We start from the raw sequence: 17,516 nt of genomic DNA, 5'->3' as shown, positions 1-17,516 counted from the left end.
GAAGGTCGCGCGATGGGTGGTCTTGCGCAGCAGCGAGCAGGCGAGGCCTTCGCGCAGCACCTCGCGGTCGAGCAGGTCGAGCACGGTCACCACCCGGCCCGCGTCCACGGTTTCGGAGGGGCCGACCGGGATGCCGCGCTCGCGCAGCGCCTCGACGAAGCCGACCAGATGCCCCGGCAGCCCGTGCGGCGCGGTCAGTTCCGCGTCCGCCGGCGGCTGCGATCGCGCGGACATCGGTTCAGGCCAGCTTCAGCTCGGCCAGCGCGCGCTGGTGATCGCTCTGATGCTTGAGCACCACGCCGAGTGTGGCACGCACCGCGGAGTCGTCCAGGTCGTGCAGGCCGAGCGCGAGCAGCGTGCGCGCCCAGTCGATCGACTCGGCCACCGAGGGCAGCTTCTTGAGCTGCATGCCGCGCAGCACGTGCACGATCCGCACCAGTTGCGCGGCGACGGCGGCGGACAGTTCCGGCACCCGGCTGGCCAGGATGCGGCGCTCGAGCTCCTCGTCCGGGAAGTCCAGGTGCAGGTAGAGGCAGCGGCGCTTGAGCGCCTCGGACAGCTCGCGGGTGGCGTTGGAGGTGAGCACCACGAAGGGCTTGCGGCTGGCGGTGATGGTGCCGAGCTCCGGGACGGTCACCGCGAAATCGCTGAGCACCTCGAGCAGCAGGCCCTCGATCTCGACGTCGGCCTTGTCGGTCTCGTCGATCAGCAGCACCGTCGGGTCGCTGCGCCGGATCGCGGTGAGCAGCGGGCGCGACAGCAGGAACTCCTCGGTGAAGACGTCGGCCTTCGTCTCCTCCCAGTCGTTCTCGCTGGACGCCTGGATGCGCAAAATCTGCTTGGCGTGGTTCCACTCGTAGAGCGCGCGGGCCCCGTCGACGCCCTCGTAGCACTGCAACCGGACCAGCTCGGCGCCGGAGGTCTGCGCGACCGCCCTGGCCAGCTCGGTCTTGCCGACACCGGCCGGGCCCTCGATGAGCAGCGGCTTGCCGAGCCGGTCGGCCAGGAACACCGAGGTGGCGGTGGCCTTGTCGGCGAGGTAGCCGGTGGTGGCCAGCCGATCTATCACGTCGTCGACCGAGGTGAAGATCGGCTCCTGGGTCGTCTCGGGAGTGGCGGGCACGTGCAGTCCTTCCTTGGGAGCGAGCGCGCCCCCGATCAGCTATACCGGCCGGATCTGGCCGTCGCCCCACACGATCCACTTGGTGGAGGTCAACTCCGGCAGCGCCATGGGACCGCGGGCGTGCAGCTTCTGGGTGGAGATGCCGATCTCGGCGCCGAAGCCGAACTGCTCGCCGTCGGTGAACGCCGTGGAAGCGTTCACCATGACGGCGGCGGCGTCGACCCGGCCGGTGAACTCGCGGGCCGCGGCCAGCTCACCGGTGACGATGGCCTCGGTGTGGCCGGTGCCCCAGGTGTTGATGTGGTCGATGGCCGCGTCGAGGCCGTCGACCACCTTCAACGCGATGTCGAGGGTGAGGTACTCCTCGCCCCAGTCCTTGTCGTTCGCGGGCACCAAGCCGGGCAGGTCGCCGTGCACGGTGACGCCGTGACGTTCCAGCGCCTCGATGAGCCTGGGCACCGCGGTGGTGGCGATAGCGTCGTCGATGAGCACCGTCTCGGCGGCGTTGCAGACGCTGGGGCGGCGGGTCTTGGCGTTGATCAGGATCTGCTCGGCCATGTCCAGGTCGGCGGCCGCGTGCACGTAGACGTGGCAGTTGCCGGTGCCGGTCTCGATGGTGGGCACCGTGGCGTCGCGGACGACGGCGCTGATGAGGCCGGCGCCGCCGCGCGGGATGACCACGTCTACGAGGCCGCGGGCCTGGATCAGATGGGTGACGCTCGAGCGGTCGGCACTGGGCAGCAACTGCACCGCGTCGGCCGGAAGACCCTGGGCGACAAGGGCTTCCCGCAGCACCGCGACCAGCGCGGCGTTGGAGTGCGCGGCCGAGGAGGAGCCGCGCAGCAGCACGGCGTTGCCGGACTTGAGGGTGAGCCCGAACGCGTCGACGGTGACGTTGGGCCTGGCTTCGTAGACCATGCCGACCACACCGAGCGGCACCCGGACCTGACGCGTCTCCAGGCCGTTCGGCAGCACCGAGCCGCGCACGATCGTCCCGATCGGGTCGGGCAGCCCGGCCACCTGACGCAGGCCGGAGGCGATGCCGTCGATGCGGGACTTGGTGAGGCGCAGCCGGTCGATCAGCGACTCCTCGACGTTCGCCGACTGCGCGGCGCGCACGTCCTCGGCGTTGGCGTCGAGCACGGTGTCGGCCGCGCCGAGCAGCGCGTCGGCGGCGGCGTGCAGCGCCTCGTTCTTCTGCGCCGTGGTCAGCTGCGCGAGCACACGCGACGCGACACGAGCCTTGCGTGCGGCCTCGTGCACCACCTCGCGGACATCCGGCTCGGTCGTCGTTCCTACCGTCATGGGTACAGCGTACTGACCCGGTCCGACGCGGAAACCACCGCTGTGCGGCGCGCTATTAGCCTTTGCCTTATGGCCGATGAGACCGACGTTCCCTCGATCGCGGTGCTGGGCAGTATCAACATGGATCTGGTCACGACCACCGAGCGGCGGCCGGCGCCCGGTGAGACGGTGCTCGGCACCGGGTTCGCGATGGTGCCCGGCGGCAAGGGCTCGAACCAGGCCATCGCCGCCCGGCGCGCGGGCGGCGCGGTGCGGTTCCTCGGCGCGGTCGGTGACGATGTGTTCGCGGCCGAACTGCGGCGGGCGCTGACGGACGCCGCGGTGGACGTCGAGCGGCTGCGGACCGTCGACGGGCCGAGCGGTGTCGCGGCGATCGTGGTGGACGGCGGCGGCGAGAACAGCATCATCGTGGTCGGCGGCGCGAACGCGCGGATGACCGAGCTCGCCGACGCGGACCTCGCGGTGCTCGCGGACGCCGATATCCTGCTGTGCCAGTTGGAGATTCCGATCGACACGGTGGTCGCGGCCGCGCGGCACGCCCGCGCGAACGGCACCACGGTGCTGCTCAATCCCTCCCCCGCCCGGGATCTGCCCGCCGAGCTGTGGGCGAATGTCGATGTGGCGGTGGTGAATTCGGGCGAGGCCGAGCAACTCGGCGCCGCCCTCGACCCCGTCCCCCACGTGGTGGTGACGCGCGGCGCGGACGGCGCGACCTACCGCGGCCCCGACGGTGCGGAGTTCACCCAACCGAGCCCGCGGGTCGACGTCGTCGACACCACCGGCGCGGGCGACACTTTCACCGGCGCACTCGCCGCCGCCTGGCACCGCGGCCCCGCATACGCCCTGGCCTGGGCAGGCACCGCGGGCGCCCTGGCCACCACCAAGCTGGGCGCGAGCACCTCCATCCCCACCGAACACGAGATTCGCGCCGCTCTCCCCGCGAAGTAGCGGAGTCCGCACTGGTTCGCGGAACCGGCACCCGTGAAGAGTGTCGATACCGAACCCACCTGCGCGCCACTCGGTGGCCGAGCGCGAGATCTCGCGTCTGTCGCGGAAGGGCGTGGCGCGCTGAGGAAATCGGTATCGGAGCAGGGCCGGGCGACTATTGTCGGTATTCATGGCGACCATGCCGGAGCGCATTCCGTCCGATCTCGACAGCGAAGTACCGATCGGCAGGCTCGAGGCCGATATCGTCGCGCTCACCTTCGTCGACAATGCCGGGATAACCCGCGTGAAGACCGTGCCGACACGGCGGCTCGCGCAGGCGGCCCGGCTCGGGATCGGGGTGTCGCCGTGCTTCGAGACCTTCTCCTTCGACGACCTGATGACGGTCGGCAAGTATCTCGGCGGCCCGGACGGCGATCTGCGACTCATTCCGGACCTGTCGAGACTGACCGAGCTCGCCTGCCAGCCGGGCTGGGCCTGGGCGCCCGCCAACAAGTACACCCAGGAGGGGACGCCTTTCGCCGCCTGCCAGCGCGGTTTCGCGACCCGGCAGGCCGAGGCGGCGCGACAGGCCGGTCTCCGTCTCTCGATGGCCTTCGAGACCGAATGGGCCGTCGGACGAGAAGACACGCCGGGTTTCACTCCCGCCGTCGACGGCCCGGCCTACGGCCTGGTGCGACTCGGGCAGGTCGCCGACTACGGGCGGGAACTGGTCGCGATACTGGAGCGCCAGGGCATCCTGGTCGACCAGTTCCACCCGGAGTACTCGCCGGGTCAGCTGGAGCTGTCGGTCCAACCGTCCGATCCGGTGGGCGCGGCCGACGACGCGGTGCTGGTGCGGCACACGATCCGGCAGGTGAGTCAGCGGCACGGCTGGCGTGCGCAGCTTGCCCCCTGCCTCGAGCCCGGCGGCACGGGTTCCGGTGCGCACCTGCACTTTTCGATACAGGACGACGAGGGGCCGCTGTTCGCCGCCGGCAACGGACCGTACGGCATGCGCCGAACCGGTGAGTCGTTCCTCGCCGGGGTGCTGCGCGAGCTGCCCGCCCTCGTGGCGGTGGGCGCCGGTAACCCGGTGAGTTTCCTGCGGCTCGTGCCGTCCCGGTGGGCGGGCATCTGGCAGTGCTGGGGCCGGGAAACCCGGGAGGCCGCAGTACGTTTCGTCACCGGCGTGCGCGGAACCGAGGAGCGGTCGGCCAACGCCGAGGTCAAATGCTTTGACGCGACCGGGAATCCGTATCTGATCGTCGGTTCGGTGATCGCCGCCGGGCTGACCGGCGTGGCCGAGGAGTTGCGGCTGCCCGCCGAGATCAGCGGCGATCCAATCGATTTCGACGCCGAACAGCTGATGCTCTCGGGCGTGCGCAGGCTGCCCACCCGGCCGGAGGAGGCGGCCGATCGGCTGGCCGAGTCGGCGGTGCTGGCCGAGGCGATGGGGCCGGAACTGCACGACGCGCTGCTCACCGTGCGCCGCGCCGAGGCGGAGCGTTACGCCGGCGCGCTGCCGGAAGAGCTTGTGGCGCTGACGCGTTGGCGGTTCTGACGTGTTGACCGACGGCCTCACCCTCACCGACCACCACTGCCACGGCGTGGTGCCCCGCGATCTGGACCGGGCCGGTTTCGAAGAGCTGCTCGGCGAGGGCGCCACGGGCAGTTTCGACTCCGCGATCGGCCTCGCGGTGCGCCGGTGGTGCGCACCGGCCCTGGACCTGCCCCCGCACGTCGGCCCGGACGCCTATCTGGCCCATCGCGCCGAACTCGGCTGGCGGGAGGCCGCCGTGCGGCTGCTCCGCGCCACCGGCACCACCAGCTGGTACGTGGATACCGGATTCGGCGGCGGCACAGCCGAATTCGGCGCGCTCACCGATGGCGTGGTGCGCGAGGTGGTGCGCCTGGAGCAGGTCGCCGAGCAGGTGATCGCGGAGGTGGGCGCGGGCCGGACGGTGTTCGAGCGGATCGAGGAACGTTTGCGCGAGCGCGCGCGCACCGCCGTCGGGCTCAAGTCCGTCGTCGCCTACCGGTGCGGCCTCGATTTCCCGCTGCGGGACCGACCGCCGAGGGCGGTATTTCCCGAACATCGCCTCGCCGATCCGGAACTGCTCGGCTGGCTGGTCGGGCTCGGTGCCCGCATCGGCGCGGAATTCGGGCTGCCGCTGCAATTCCACACCGGTTTCGGCGACACCGATCTGCGATTGCAGCGCGCGGATCCCTTGCTGCTCACCGATTTTCTGCGGAAAACCGCGCACTCCGGCCTCACCGTGATGCTGCTGCACTGCTGGCCGTTTCACCGCAATGCCGCCTACCTGGCGCACGCCTTCGGGCATGTCCGGATGGATATCGGGCTCACCGTGCCTTACGTGGGACACCGCGCCCAAGCCGTGCTGGCCGAGGTGCTGGAGTTGGCCCCGTTTCGTTCGCTGTGCTACTCCTCCGACGGCTACGGCCTGCCGGAGCTGCATTTTCTCGGCGCGTTCTGGTGGCGCCGCGGCCTGGGCAGGCTGCTGGACGAATGGCTCGCCGAGGACCTGATCACCACCGCCGACGCCGAGCGTCTGGCCGCGGGCATCGCCCACATCAACGCCGAGGACGCTTACCGGAGCGTCTCCGCCGATTGACACCGGGTGAAATTACTCGCCTCCGCCCGCGTATTTATTCGAGTGCGTCGCGTCGCGCCGGTTATTACCGTTGATCGGGAATACCGACGAAAGGACCGGACAATGTTTCCCGTCGAGCTGCGCGGCACCCGCGCGCAGACGCTCATGTGGGCCGAAGAGCACGAGGTCGAGCAGGCCGCGCTGCGCCAGCTGCGGAATATCGCCGCGCTGCAATGGGTCCACGGCGTCCGCGTGATGCCGGACGTGCACCTCGGCAAGGGCGCGACGGTCGGCTCGGTGATCGCGATGAAGGACGCGGTGTCCCCGGCCGCGGTCGGCGTCGATATCGGCTGCGGAATGGAGAGCGTCAAGACCGACCTCACCGCCGCCGATCTCCCCGACGACCTGCGCTCGCTGCGGTCCAGGATCGAGGCGGCGGTACCCGTCGGCTTCGCCGCGCACGACGGCGCGGTCAACGTGACCAAGCTCGGCGGCGAGGTCTCCGCGCTCGGCGCGAGCACCGCGACGCTGCGCACGGGCTGGGACACCTTCTGGCGCGGGTTCGCCGCCCTCGACGAGGGCGTGCAGAACCGAGAGTCCAAGGCGCACAAGCAGATGGGCACACTCGGCGGCGGCAATCACTTCATCGAGATCTGCTTGGACCAGGACGACGCGGTGTGGATCCTGCTGCACTCGGGCAGTCGCAATATCGGCAAGGAGCTCGCCGAGCGGCACATGGCCGTGGCGCGCAAGCTCCCGCACAATGTCGACCTACCCGACCGCGATCTGGCCGTATTCCTTTCCGGGACACCGGAGATGGACGCGTATCGCCGCGACCTGACCTGGGCGCAGGAGTACGCCGCGCGCAACCGCGCGGTCATGCTCGCCCTGGTGTGCCGCGCGGTGCGTGACGAATTCACCGGGCGCCCGGTGCGTTTCGAGCAGCCGATCTCCTGCCACCACAACTATGTGGCCGAGGAGCTCATCGACGGCGTCCCGATGCTGGTGACCCGCAAGGGCGCGGTCCGGGCGGGCGAGGGCGATCTCGCGCTGATCCCGGGCTCGATGGGCACGCGCTCGTATGTGGTGCGCGGCAAGGGAAATCCGGCCTCGTTCCAGTCGGCCTCGCACGGCGCGGGCCGGCGGATGAGCCGTAACGCGGCCAAGAAGCAGTTCACCGTCGCCGATCTGGTCGCGCAGACCGAGGGCGTGGAGTCGCGCAAGGACGCGGGCGTCGTCGACGAGATCCCGGCGGCCTACAAGGACATCGACGAGGTCATCGCCGCGCAGCGCGACCTGGTCGACATCGTCGCCACGCTGCGGCAGGTGCTCTGCGTGAAGGGCTGACGCGAGGCCGCGCTCCGTCGTGGGCGCGGCCTCGATTCACCTGCGCCGCAATGTCGCCGCGACGGCCGCGCCGAGCAGGAACACACCCGTGAGCAACGCGAAGCCGTTCAGCACCCAATTGTGCAGTGCGAGACGGAAATCGTCGGACAGCTCGGGCAGGTTCTCGATCTGCCGATAGGTGTCCTCCGGGAACAGGATGTGCAGTATCCCGGGGATCAAGCCCCACACCAGGCCCGCGATGGCGGTGCCGACCGGGGAGAACGCGGCCAGCGCCGCCACCAGGAACAGCAGCACCGCGCCGCCGATGATCTGGAAGTTCGAGCCCCAGCGATCCGCCGAGCCGCCGAGAATCACCCACTGCCGGGTGTCCAGCGCGCCGTGCGCGGCCAGGCCGATGCCGATCGGGGTGATCACCAACGAGATCAGCGTGCCGGCCAGCGTCCGGCCGAAGCCACTGCGCGTCTGGAACTGGGTGCCCGGCGGCGACCAGCCCGCCGGCGGCTGGTATTGGCTCGACATGGTTGGCCTCCTCCGGGGATCCTTTGCGGCCTATTGTCCGTCGTTCATGGTCATTTCGCGTCGAATGCCGAACCGAAACATCGGCGACCGCGCTCGGCCGGTGTGGTTACCATCGGGTATGCGCCAGCGACACAGCGGTTCCGGCTCGACCACCCCGCCGCGCGTGACGACCGATCCCCCGCCCATCGCCGGTGTCCGGCGATACTTCGTCACCGCGCGCGGCGTCGACTTCCATGTCACCGAGGCCGGTCCGGCCGACGGACGCCCGGTGCTCGCGCTGCACGGCTGGCCGCAGCACCACTACGCGTACCGCCACCTGCTGGCCGACCCCCCGCCGGGACTGCGGATCATCGCGCTCGATCTGCCCGGCTACGGCTGGTCCGGTCCCCCGCCGCATCGCTGGGGCAAGGAGGACGTGGCCGCCGATGTGCTGGCCCTGCTCGACGAGCTCGGCCTGGACCGGGTGCTGCTCATCGGCCACGACTGGGGCGGCTACATCGGCCACCTCATGGTGCTGGGCGCGCCCGAACGGTTCGACGGATACCTGGTGTTGAACATTCCGCATCCGTGGCAGTCGGCGCGCGGGTTTCTGCCGCACGTGTGGCGGTTCCTGCTCTATCAGCCGATCGTCGCCTCCGTCGGCAAATTCTTGCAGCAGCACACCCCGATCCTGGAGGTGATTCTGCCGAGAGGGGTCAAGAACCGCGCCGAGTTCGGGCCGGAAGTGGTTCGCGCGTATGCGGATCGGTTCCGCGATCCGGTCGTCGCCCAGGCCGCGGTCGACACCTACCGCACGTTCCTGCTGCGCGAACTGCCGCGCAGCGCCCGGCACACGGAGACCCGCCGCGCCACCGTCCCCATCCGCGCGCTGTTCGGGATCGACGACAACGCCGTGCACCACTCGCTGGCCGCCGCCGAGACGGCCAAAGCCGACGACTACACGCTGGAGCGGGTACCGAACTGCGGTCATTTCATCACCGACGAACGCCCCGATCTGATCAGGGCCCGGCTGATCACGCTGGCCGAGGAAACCGCGTAGATCCGGCTCGAAAAGATTGTGCCGCACCGTTTCTCAAGCTGACCGCGTCGCGTCCCAGGTGTCGATGCCCTGCAGCGCGGTGATGTGCTCGACGACGACCGTATTGCCGCCGCGCTGTTTCGCCTGATACATCGCGCTGTCGGCACACCGGATCAAATCCTGCACCAGCTCACGGCTGCGGCGGTAGCCATCGGCGCCCGCGTCGGCGACGGCGATGCCCACGCTCGCGGTGACCGAGATCGACCCCACGGGCTCGGCGATGGCGGTGCGCAACAGCTCGGCGGCGTCGATCGCGGCAGGCACGGGCAGGCGCGCGACGACCGCGAACTCCTCGCCGCCGAGCCGGGAGACGATGCTGTGCGCCGGTGCCGCGCGCTGCAATCGTTCCGCGGTGCGCACCAGCACCTGGTCGCCCGCGTGATGTCCGAAGGTGTCGTTGACGGCTTTGAACCGGTCGAGGTCGACCATGATGACGCAGACCGGAACCGAGCCGGAGCCGCCGACCACCATGGTCGAGTGGTACTCGAATCCGCGCCTGCTCAACAGCGTGGTCAACGGGTCGGCGAGCATGTCGCTGCGCAGCACCCAGAAGCAGAACTGCAGGCCGGGCGGCACGACCGTGGCCGCGACCATGCCGAGGATCATGATCACCGCCGACGCGGCGTCACCCACGCCGAACAGCGGAATCGCCAGCACCACGGCCGAGGCCAGCGACCACGCCGTGTGCGCGGCGAGCACCAGCGGACTGTGGAACGCGCTGACGTAGATGCCGACGATCAACAGCAGCATCATCCCGACCGACCGCACGACATTGCCGGGGCTCAGCACGCAGACCAGCGTGATGCACACGTCGCCGATCGCGAGCAGCGTGAGCGACTCGACCCGGCTCGGCCACGGCAGCCCCCACCAGCGCACGACCCACAGCACCGACGCCGCGACGATGCACCACAGCACCGTCCGCCCGAACACGCTCTGCGGGCCCGCCGACGACGTCACGATCAGCACGCTGATGAGCGGCGTCGCCAGCCCGCACAGTCCGATGGCGAACTTCACCACCGCCAGCGCGGAGCGCTCGGCCAGGGCGTTCACCACCCAGCGGTAGTCGACGCCGTCGCGCCACCAATCCCGCAGCAGCCGCAGATAGGCGTGCACGACCGCGTAATGCTCGCGCCGGTGCGCGGTGACTCGCTCGCTCATTCGACTCGTCCTCGGCGTCTACGACAAGCCTCGTATCGTCTCGAACCGCACTCACTCCTGGTGAACACCGCCGCGGCCGGAGATTTCGGCGACATAGCGGCGACCAACGCAGTGTAAGTCAGATCACGGCGCGAACCGAGAGTCCGTTCGGTATCAATCGCGACATGCGGGGGCATCGATCACGACATGCGCGGGCGGGCGCGAGGAGCGCGATCCCTGTCGGTACCGTCGGGCACGATGGAGCGCATGACCACGGCGACCGATGTCCCGGCGATCGACCTGACCGCACCCGACCTGCGCGAGCGCGCCGAACACCTGCTGCGCGAGCTGGCCGGGCCCGACGCCCGGCTACGCGAGGACCAGTGGACGGCGATCGAGGCGCTCGTGGTGCACCGCCGTCGCGCGCTGGTCGTGCAGCGGACCGGCTGGGGTAAGTCGGCCGTCTACTTCATCGCCGCCAAACTGCTGCGCGGCGCGGGGCGCGGCCCGACGGTGATCGTGTCGCCGCTGCTCGCGCTCATGCGCAACCAGGTCGCCGCCGCGCAGCGCGCGGGAGTGGTTGCGGCAACCATCAATTCGGGCAATATGACCGAATGGGACGAGATCCACGACCGGGTCGCGGCCGGCGCGGTGGACGTGCTGCTGGTCAGCCCCGAGCGGCTGAACAATCCGGACTTCCGCGATCAGGTGCTGCCCAAGCTCGCCGCCGACGCGGGGCTCGTGGTGATCGACGAGGCGCACTGCGTCTCCGACTGGGGCCACGATTTCCGGCCCGACTACCGGCGCATCCGCACGCTCATCGCCGACCTCGGCTCCGACGTGCCGGTGCTGGCCACCACCGCGACCGCCAACGATCGGGTGATCACCGACGTCGCCACCCAGATCGGCACCGACACCCTGGTGTTGCGCGGCACGCTGGACCGCGAGTCGCTGCACCTGTCGGTGGTCCGCTTCGACGACGCGGTCGAGCGCACCGCCTGGCTCAGCGGGCAGCTGCGCACCCTGCCCGGCTCCGGAATCGTCTACACGCTCACCGTCGCCGCCGCGCACGACCTCGCCGACGTGCTGAACTCGCACGGGCACAACGTCGCCGCCTACACCGGCCAGACCGACCCCGCCGAACGCGAGGCGCTGGAGGCGGCGCTGTTGAACAACGAGGTGAAGGCGCTCATCGCGACCTCCGCGCTCGGCATGGGTTTCGACAAGCCCGATCTCGGCTTCGTCGTGCACGTCGGCGCGCCGTCCTCCCCCATCGCGTACTACCAGCAGGTCGGTCGAGCAGGCCGCGGCACCGAGCGGGCCGAGGTAATCCTGTTGCCTGGTCCGGAGGACGCAAGGATCTGGAGTTACTTTGCGTCCGTTGCCTTTCCGCGCGAACACATCGTCCGCTCGGTGCTCGACGCGCTCGACACCGACCGCGCGTTGTCCACCGCCGCGCTGGAGCCGCTGGTCGAGCTGAACCGCTCCCGGCTGGAGATGGTGCTCAAGGTGCTCGACGTGGACGGCGCGGTGCGCCGGGTGCGCGGCGGCTGGATCTCCACGGGCCGGCCGTGGACCTACGACACCGAACGCTACGAGCGGCTGGCCGCGGCCCGCGAGGTCGAGCAGCAGGCGATGATCGACTATCAATCGACGACCGCCTGCCGGATGGAGTTCCTGCGCGGGCAGCTGGACGACCCGGGGTTGTCCGAGGGCCGCTCGGACTCGCCCGGCTGCGGCCGTTGCGACAACTGCACCGGCGCGCGGCCGGACGTCGCCGTGGACGCCGAGGCGGTCGCGGCCACCCGGGCCAGACTCGACCGTCCCGGTCTGGATCTCAATCCGCGCAAGCAATGGCCCACCGGCATGGCGAAGCTCGGAGTTCCGTTGTCCGGCAAGATAACCAACGGCGCCGAGACCGGTCGTGTCCTCGGCAGGCCCACCGACCTCGGCTGGGGTCAGCGCCTGCGCGCCCTGCTCGACGGGCCCGACGATCCGATCCCCGAGAAGGTCTTCGAGGCCTGCGTCGCCGTGCTGCGCGACTGGAACTGGGCCGCCCGACCGACCGGCGTCATGGCGCTGGAATCCGACCGGTATCCGGTGCTGACGGCCACACTCGCGGCGGGCCTCGCGGAGATCGGTCGCCTGCACGACCTCGGCACCCTGTCGAAGCGCCCCGACCGTCCGCCGGTGTCCGCGGCCAACTCCGCCCATCGCGTCGCCGGGCTGTTCGACTCGTGGGAGGTGCCCGACCTCACGGGCTTCGACGGACCGATCCTGTTGGTGGACACCCTCTCGGACACCGGCTGGACGCTCACCCTCGCCGCGCACGCCCTGCGCACCGCAGGCGCCGACGCGGTACTGCCGTTCGCCCTCGCCTCGGTCACCTAACCCAATCCCCGCACTCCCTCTCGGGACACGCACCGGCTTTAGGGCCATATTCCGAGCGCGGGGCCCGAGAGGGGGTGCGGATTCTGGCGGTTACAGGCTGAGGGTGGCGCGGAGTCTGGCGTCCAGCGACTCGGATTCGGTGGTGGTGAGTTCGCCCAGGTGCTCGGTGAACCAGGGGCGGTAGGCGCGGTGGAGTTCGAGGGTGTCGGCCCAGCCGTGCTCGGTGTAGGTCGCCAGGACGTGGCCGGGGTCGGTGTCGCGCAGCGGGACCACGTGCAGCCAGCGGTACGGCGAGGTGATCACGGCCGAGTCGGAGACCAGCACGACCGACATGCGTCTCGGCAGCGGCGTGCCGTCGCTCAGGGTCGGGGAGTAGCGCCAGACCTCGCCGCGCCTCATGCCGCGCCGCGGTTGCGGCGGGCGTCCGTCTCGGCCGCCTCGGTGACATTCAAGTCGTCGTAGGCCGCGGCCTGCTCGGCGGCGTCGTCGACGGCCAGCTTGGCCAGGCTGTCGTGCACGAGCGCGGTACGCAGCGAGGCGTTGATCACCGAGGACAAGCTGCGATTCTGCTGGTCGGCCGCCTGTTTCGCCCACTCGGCCACCTGCGGATCCAGCGTCACGGTCACGCGCGTCGCCTTGCTCATACTCTTATGCATACCAGAACGCAGCACCGGGTGGAGCGCGTTTTCCCACGGCGAGCGGGGCGCCGCGTCGACTATCGTCGGACGGGTGGCCAGCAAGTCAGCGGCGATCGAACTGGATGTCGGCGACCGCACGATCCGCGTATCCAATCCGGACCGGGTGTACTTCCCGGAGACCGGCGCGACGAAGCTCGACCTGGTGCAGTACTACCTGAGCGTCGGCGACGGCATCGTCCGCGCGCTGCGCGACCGGCCCTGCATGCTGCACCGCTTCCCGAAGGGCCTGGCCGGGGACAAGGTGCATCAGAAACGGCTGCCCGCCGGCGCGCCGGACTGGATCAACACCGTGCGCGTCTACTTCCCCCGCTACGGCAGGCACGCCGACGAGCTGTGCGTGCGGGAGCTGGCCGACGTCGTCTGGGCCGTGCAGATGTCGACGGTCGAGTTCCATCCGTGGAACTCCCGCGCGGCCGACACCGAGAGCCCCGACGAGTGGCGCATCGATCTGGATCCGATGCCCGACTGCCCGTGGTCGCGGGTGCAGCGGGTGGCCGGGGTCGCGCAGGAGGTGCTCGACGAGCTCGGCGCGGTCGGCTGGCCGAAGACCTCCGGCGGCAACGGTTTACACATCTACGTCCGCATCGCCCCGAACCACGGGTTCAAGCAGGTGCGCCGCGCCGCGCTCGCCTTCGCCCGCGAGGTCGAGCGCCGCGCCCCCGACGACGTGACCACCACCTGGTGGCGCAAGGACCGCGACCCGAAGATGCTGTTCGTCGACTACAACCAGAACGCGCGCGACCACACCATCGCCGCCGCCTACTCGGTGCGCGGCGTGCCGACGGCCACCGTCTCCACCCCGATCCGCTGGGACGAGATCCCCGACGTCGACCCGCGCGAGTTCACCATCAAGACCGTGCCCGCCCGCTTCGCCGAACTCGGCGACCTGCACGAGGGCATCGACGACGCGGTCTTCGACATCGATCGGCTGCTCGAATGGGCCGACCGGGACAAGATCGAGGCCGACCTCGACGAGGCCGAGCCCGACAAGGCCGACGCAGACACGGCGGACGCCGACAAGGACTAGCCACTACCAGGCACTCGCGCACGACGAGTTCGCCCGTCGCGCACCAGCTTGCTGGCAAAATCGTGCGCACCAGGCGAATTCGTGCGCGCCGTCAGCGTAGACAACCGCTTTCGAGGAGGAGAATCCATGAGCCGACCGGCAGTAGCGATCGCCATCGGTCCGGCCGACCCGCCGCCCGCCCTGTTGGCGAAGGCGGTCGCGGACGGCGGCGCGAGCGTGGCCGGACTGGGCGAGGCGCAGGGCCTGATCTGGGCGGGCACGCCGGGGCAGTTCCCGGACGAGTTGCCGGAGGCGATCGAGTGGGTGCAGCTGCCCGCCGCCGGTGTCGAGGACTGGTTCACCGCGGGCGTCATCGCCGCGCACCCGAACGTCCGGTTCACCTCCGCCGCAGGCGCTTTCGCGGCCAGCGTGGCCGAGCACGCGTTGATGCTGCTGCTGGCCGGCGTGCGCTACCTGCCGGAGCACCTGCGCGCGGACACCTGGCGGCAGCAGGACTTCTTCCCGCACATCGGTTCGCTGCGCGGCAAGACGGTCACCATCGTCGGTGCGGGCGGCATCGGGAAGGCGTTGATTCCCATGCTCATTCCGCTGGGCGCGCACGTGATCGCGGTCAACCGGTCGGGTCGCCCGGTCACCGGCCCCCGCATCCCCGACACGATCGAGACGATCTCCACCGACCACCTCGCCAGGGTGTGGGCGCGCACCGACCACGTGGTCGTCGCCGCCCCCGCCACGCCCGAGACGAACCATCTCATCGACGCCGACGTGCTCGCCCGGCTGAAGCCGTCCTCGTGGGTCGTCAATGTCGCGCGCGGCAGCCTGATCGACACCGACGCCCTGGTGTCCGCGCTGAGTTCCGGCGCCATCGCGGGCGCGGGCCTCGACGTCACCGAACCGGAGCCGCTGCCCGACGGCCACCCGCTCTGGAGTCTGCCGAATGCCATTGTGACGCCGCATGATTCGAACCCGCCCCAATTGCGCCTGGCCGCCTTCGCCGACCACGCCGCCGCGAACGTCGAGCGCTTCGTGACCGGCAAAGACCTACTGGCACCGGTCGATCCGAGCCTCGGTTACTGACACCCGCGCCGCCGGCCTACGTATCCGGCGGCGAAAGTACTTATAGATGACTGATTCGGGGCACCCCCCTGCGGCCATAACGTAGTTCCTGTCAGCGAGAACGACAGAGAAACCGCAGATCACAGCCCCGAAGGAGCTCATCATGGACACCATCGTCGCCCAGTACCTGGAAGCCTGGAACACCACCGACGCCGCCGCCCGCAAGGCCGCCGTCGCCCGGGTGTTCACCGAGACCGCCGGCTACACCGACCCGCTGATGGCGGTGGCCGGGCACGACGCCATCGACGCCGGAATCGCCGCGGCCCAAGCACAATTCCCCGGCTGGACGTTCCGGTTGGCCGGTCCGGTGGACGCCCACCACGACCAGGTGCGGTTCACCTGGGAGCTCGGCCCCGCCGACGCGCCCGCGGTGGTCGTCGGATTCGACGTGGCCATCGTGGAGAACGGCCGCTTCGCCAACGTGTACGGCTTCCTCGACAAGGTCCCCGCCGCGGCCTGACCCCGAACCCGCTCTCCCCCTTACCGATTCATCGAAGGAACCACCGCCATGACCACCACCGCCCCGTCCTACCTGTCCTCCGTAATGGCCCCCGGCCCGCAGCTCCTCCGCCTCTCGCTCCGCTTGGACGCGGTGGTCACCGGCGTCAACGGTCTGGCCTACCTGGCGCTGGCCGAGCCGCTGGAGTCGCTGCTCGGACTGGACACCGAGATCGGCCTTCCGATCGGGATCTTCCTGACGCTGTACGGCGTGGCGGTGGCGATCATCGGCACCCGGCAGACGATCAGCCCGAACGGCGCCCGCGCCGTGATCGCGGGCAACGCGGCCTGGGTCGTGCTCAGCCTCGCCGCGCTCGTCGAGGGGGCGCTCGATTTGAATACCGTCGGGTCTGTCTGGGCCGTCATGCAGGCGGTCACCGTCGGCGGATTCGCCGCCCTGCAGTACCTGGGCCTGCGCAAAGCCCAGTAACAACCGAATATCCTGCGACAACCGCGACACCTCCCGGTGGCGCGGTCGTCGCAGGTCAACCCCATCGCGATCAGCCTGCAATAAATGTGCCATTGACAACTGGCACATTCATCGCTGATTCTGAACGCATGACAAGGTCAACGAGGACCTCGATCCCCGTGGTGCCCACCGCACCCTCCACGCGAGCCACCCTCGCCGCGGCGGTCACCCAGCTCGGGTTGCGCCCGCTGAACAACGTGGTGCCGATGAACGCCCCGGGAGTCTGGTTCGCCCGCAAGCTGGTCGCCACCTTCATGGCCGTCGGCGGTCCGGTGCTCCGCGGCACGGCGGTCACCCAGGTCCGGTCCGGCGCGGTGCGCGGGGAATGGGTCCGCGCGCCCGGCGTCTCCTTCGGCCGGCGCGCCATCTACTACATCCACGGCAGCGGGTACGTCATCTGCTCCGCGCGCACCCATCGCGGACTGGCCGCGCAGCTGTCGCGCAAGACCGGGCTGCCGGTCTTCCTCACCGACTACCGGCTCGCCCCCGAGCACCGCTTCCCCGCCGCCGCCGACGACGTCGAGGCGGGCTACCGCTGGCTGCTCGACCGCGGCTACGCCGCCGACGACCTGGTGATCGCCGGCGACTCGGCGGGCGGGCACCTCGCGCTCGACCTGCTCATCGAGAACGAGCAGCGGCGCGTACCGCAGCCCGCGGCCGTGGTGCTGTTCTCGCCGTTGTTCGACCTCACGCTCCAGCTGGCCGCCGAACAGGAACTGCGGCAACGCGATCCGCTGATCTCGGCGAAGGCCGCGAGCCGGATGCCGCGCGCGTACACGCGGGGCCTGCCCGACGACACCCCGCGGCTGCGATTGACCGTCCCGCAGGGAATGCCCTTGCCGCCCATGCTGGTTCAGGTCGGCGGCACCGAGATGCTCAGCGCCGACGCGCGGGCGCTGTGCGAGATGGTGCGCGCGGCGGGCGGCAGCTGCGAGCTGGAGGTGTGGCCGGGTCAGGTGCACGTCTTCCAGGCCCTGCCGACGCTGGTGCCCGAGGCCGACCAGGCCCTCACGCGCGCCGCCGATTTCCTGCGCGGCGCGCTGGCCGCCCGCACTGTCCCCGAGAAGGTGAGCTGACGATGTTCGGACTGGAAAAGCTGTTGCCCCTTGGCAATCGGCCGCGACGCACATACGGGGCGCGGGCGGTGGTGACGGGCGCGGGCAGCGGCATCGGCCGCGCGTTCGCGCTGGAGCTTGCCGAGCGCGGCGGGCAGGTGATCTGCGCCGACATCGATGAGGCGCGCGCCGACGAGACCGTGGCGCTGATCGA

At 70.2% G+C, this 17,516-nt stretch carries 18 protein-coding genes and 1 pseudogene; 12 read left to right on the top strand and 7 right to left on the bottom strand.

The features are described from left to right. From ON39_RS08920 to ON39_RS08910, 3 genes and pseudogenes are all read right to left on the bottom strand, one after another. Nucleotides 1-234 (bottom strand): annotated as a pseudogene (locus ON39_RS08920) (hypothetical protein); the annotation flags it as partial. Between the two features lie 4 nt (nt 235-238). Then, entirely contained in the window at nt 239-1,123 is an 885-nt protein-coding gene (locus tag ON39_RS08915) for an AAA family ATPase (RefSeq protein ID WP_085998137.1), read from the bottom strand. Nucleotides 1,124-1,162: 39 nt separating this feature from the next. Then, complete coding sequence (locus ON39_RS08910) at nt 1,163-2,428, bottom strand: glutamate-5-semialdehyde dehydrogenase (RefSeq protein WP_040732853.1); 1,266 nt, start codon at nt 2,426-2,428, stop codon at nt 1,163-1,165. 69 nt (nt 2,429-2,497) lie between these two features. On the opposite strand from ON39_RS08910, the gene ON39_RS08905 reads away from it, so the two are divergent. From ON39_RS08905 to ON39_RS08890, 4 genes are all read left to right on the top strand, one after another. Continuing rightward, nucleotides 2,498-3,376, top strand: coding sequence for a ribokinase (locus tag ON39_RS08905; RefSeq protein WP_040732852.1), 879 nt, complete (start codon nt 2,498-2,500; stop codon nt 3,374-3,376). Between the two features lie 169 nt (nt 3,377-3,545). Continuing rightward, nucleotides 3,546-4,916: a type I glutamate--ammonia ligase gene (locus tag ON39_RS08900; RefSeq protein WP_051186427.1), complete on the top strand. Its 1,371-nt coding sequence runs from the start codon at nt 3,546-3,548 to the stop codon at nt 4,914-4,916. A gap of 1 nt (nt 4,917) precedes the next feature. Beyond that, a complete protein-coding gene (locus ON39_RS08895) occupies nt 4,918-5,988 on the top strand; it encodes an amidohydrolase family protein (RefSeq protein WP_040732851.1) in 1,071 nt (356 codons plus the stop codon). Between the two features lie 102 nt (nt 5,989-6,090). Continuing rightward, nucleotides 6,091-7,314 carry an RtcB family protein gene (locus ON39_RS08890; protein ID WP_040732850.1) on the top strand — a complete coding sequence of 408 codons (1,224 nt, stop codon included), beginning with the start codon at nt 6,091-6,093 and terminating at the stop codon, nt 7,312-7,314. A 36-nt stretch (nt 7,315-7,350) separates the two neighbouring features. On the opposite strand, the gene ON39_RS08885 is transcribed toward ON39_RS08890, so the two are convergent. Beyond that, nucleotides 7,351-7,833, bottom strand: a complete 483-nt coding sequence (locus ON39_RS08885; protein WP_040732849.1) for a hypothetical protein — start codon at nt 7,831-7,833, stop codon at nt 7,351-7,353. Nucleotides 7,834-7,996: 163 nt separating this feature from the next. On the opposite strand from ON39_RS08885, the gene ON39_RS08880 reads away from it, so the two are divergent. Beyond that, nucleotides 7,997-8,872: an alpha/beta fold hydrolase gene (locus ON39_RS08880; protein ID WP_040732860.1), complete on the top strand. Its 876-nt coding sequence runs from the start codon at nt 7,997-7,999 to the stop codon at nt 8,870-8,872. 33 nt (nt 8,873-8,905) lie between these two features. On the opposite strand, the gene ON39_RS08875 is transcribed toward ON39_RS08880, so the two are convergent. Continuing rightward, the gene (locus ON39_RS08875) at nt 8,906-10,069 is read right to left on the bottom strand and encodes a GGDEF domain-containing protein (protein WP_051186426.1); all 1,164 of its coding nucleotides are present in this window, start codon (nt 10,067-10,069) and stop codon (nt 8,906-8,908) included. Between the two features lie 246 nt (nt 10,070-10,315). On the opposite strand from ON39_RS08875, the gene ON39_RS08870 reads away from it, so the two are divergent. Beyond that, nucleotides 10,316-12,439: a RecQ family ATP-dependent DNA helicase gene (locus ON39_RS08870; protein ID WP_040732858.1), complete on the top strand. Its 2,124-nt coding sequence runs from the start codon at nt 10,316-10,318 to the stop codon at nt 12,437-12,439. Nucleotides 12,440-12,529: 90 nt separating this feature from the next. Here ON39_RS08870 and ON39_RS08865 read toward each other — a convergent pair whose 3' ends face one another. After that, the gene (locus tag ON39_RS08865) at nt 12,530-12,838 is read right to left on the bottom strand and encodes a hypothetical protein (protein ID WP_040732848.1); all 309 of its coding nucleotides are present in this window, start codon (nt 12,836-12,838) and stop codon (nt 12,530-12,532) included. Continuing rightward, nucleotides 12,835-13,083, bottom strand: coding sequence for a DUF6364 family protein (locus tag ON39_RS08860; protein WP_040732857.1), 249 nt, complete (start codon nt 13,081-13,083; stop codon nt 12,835-12,837). Before ON39_RS08860 ends, ON39_RS08865 begins: the two co-directional genes overlap by 4 nt. An 85-nt stretch (nt 13,084-13,168) precedes the next feature. On the opposite strand from ON39_RS08860, the gene ligD reads away from it, so the two are divergent. From ligD to ON39_RS08830, 6 genes are all read left to right on the top strand, one after another. Next, nucleotides 13,169-14,164 (top strand): non-homologous end-joining DNA ligase, encoded by a 996-nt coding sequence (ligD, locus tag ON39_RS08855; protein WP_051186425.1) that lies wholly within the window; start codon nt 13,169-13,171, stop codon nt 14,162-14,164. Between the two features lie 126 nt (nt 14,165-14,290). Further along, nucleotides 14,291-15,241 carry a D-isomer specific 2-hydroxyacid dehydrogenase family protein gene (locus ON39_RS08850; protein WP_040732847.1) on the top strand — a complete coding sequence of 317 codons (951 nt, stop codon included), beginning with the start codon at nt 14,291-14,293 and terminating at the stop codon, nt 15,239-15,241. Nucleotides 15,242-15,383: 142 nt separating this feature from the next. Beyond that, nucleotides 15,384-15,740: a nuclear transport factor 2 family protein gene (locus ON39_RS08845; RefSeq protein WP_040732845.1), complete on the top strand. Its 357-nt coding sequence runs from the start codon at nt 15,384-15,386 to the stop codon at nt 15,738-15,740. Nucleotides 15,741-15,788: 48 nt separating this feature from the next. Continuing rightward, nucleotides 15,789-16,208: a hypothetical protein gene (locus ON39_RS08840; RefSeq protein WP_040732844.1), complete on the top strand. Its 420-nt coding sequence runs from the start codon at nt 15,789-15,791 to the stop codon at nt 16,206-16,208. Between the two features lie 128 nt (nt 16,209-16,336). Continuing rightward, complete coding sequence (locus ON39_RS08835; RefSeq protein WP_040732843.1) at nt 16,337-17,323, top strand: alpha/beta hydrolase; 987 nt, start codon at nt 16,337-16,339, stop codon at nt 17,321-17,323. Between the two features lie 2 nt (nt 17,324-17,325). Then, the coding region (locus ON39_RS08830) for an SDR family NAD(P)-dependent oxidoreductase (protein WP_040732842.1) at nt 17,326-17,516 on the top strand (191 nt) is incomplete at its 3' end.

Source organism: Nocardia tenerifensis NBRC 101015 (genome assembly GCF_000308715.1).
GTDB classification, from domain to species: domain Bacteria; phylum Actinomycetota; class Actinomycetes; order Mycobacteriales; family Mycobacteriaceae; genus Nocardia; species Nocardia tenerifensis.
The sequence above is the reverse complement of the archived record's forward strand: the minus strand, read 5'-3'. Positions and strand labels throughout refer to the sequence as shown.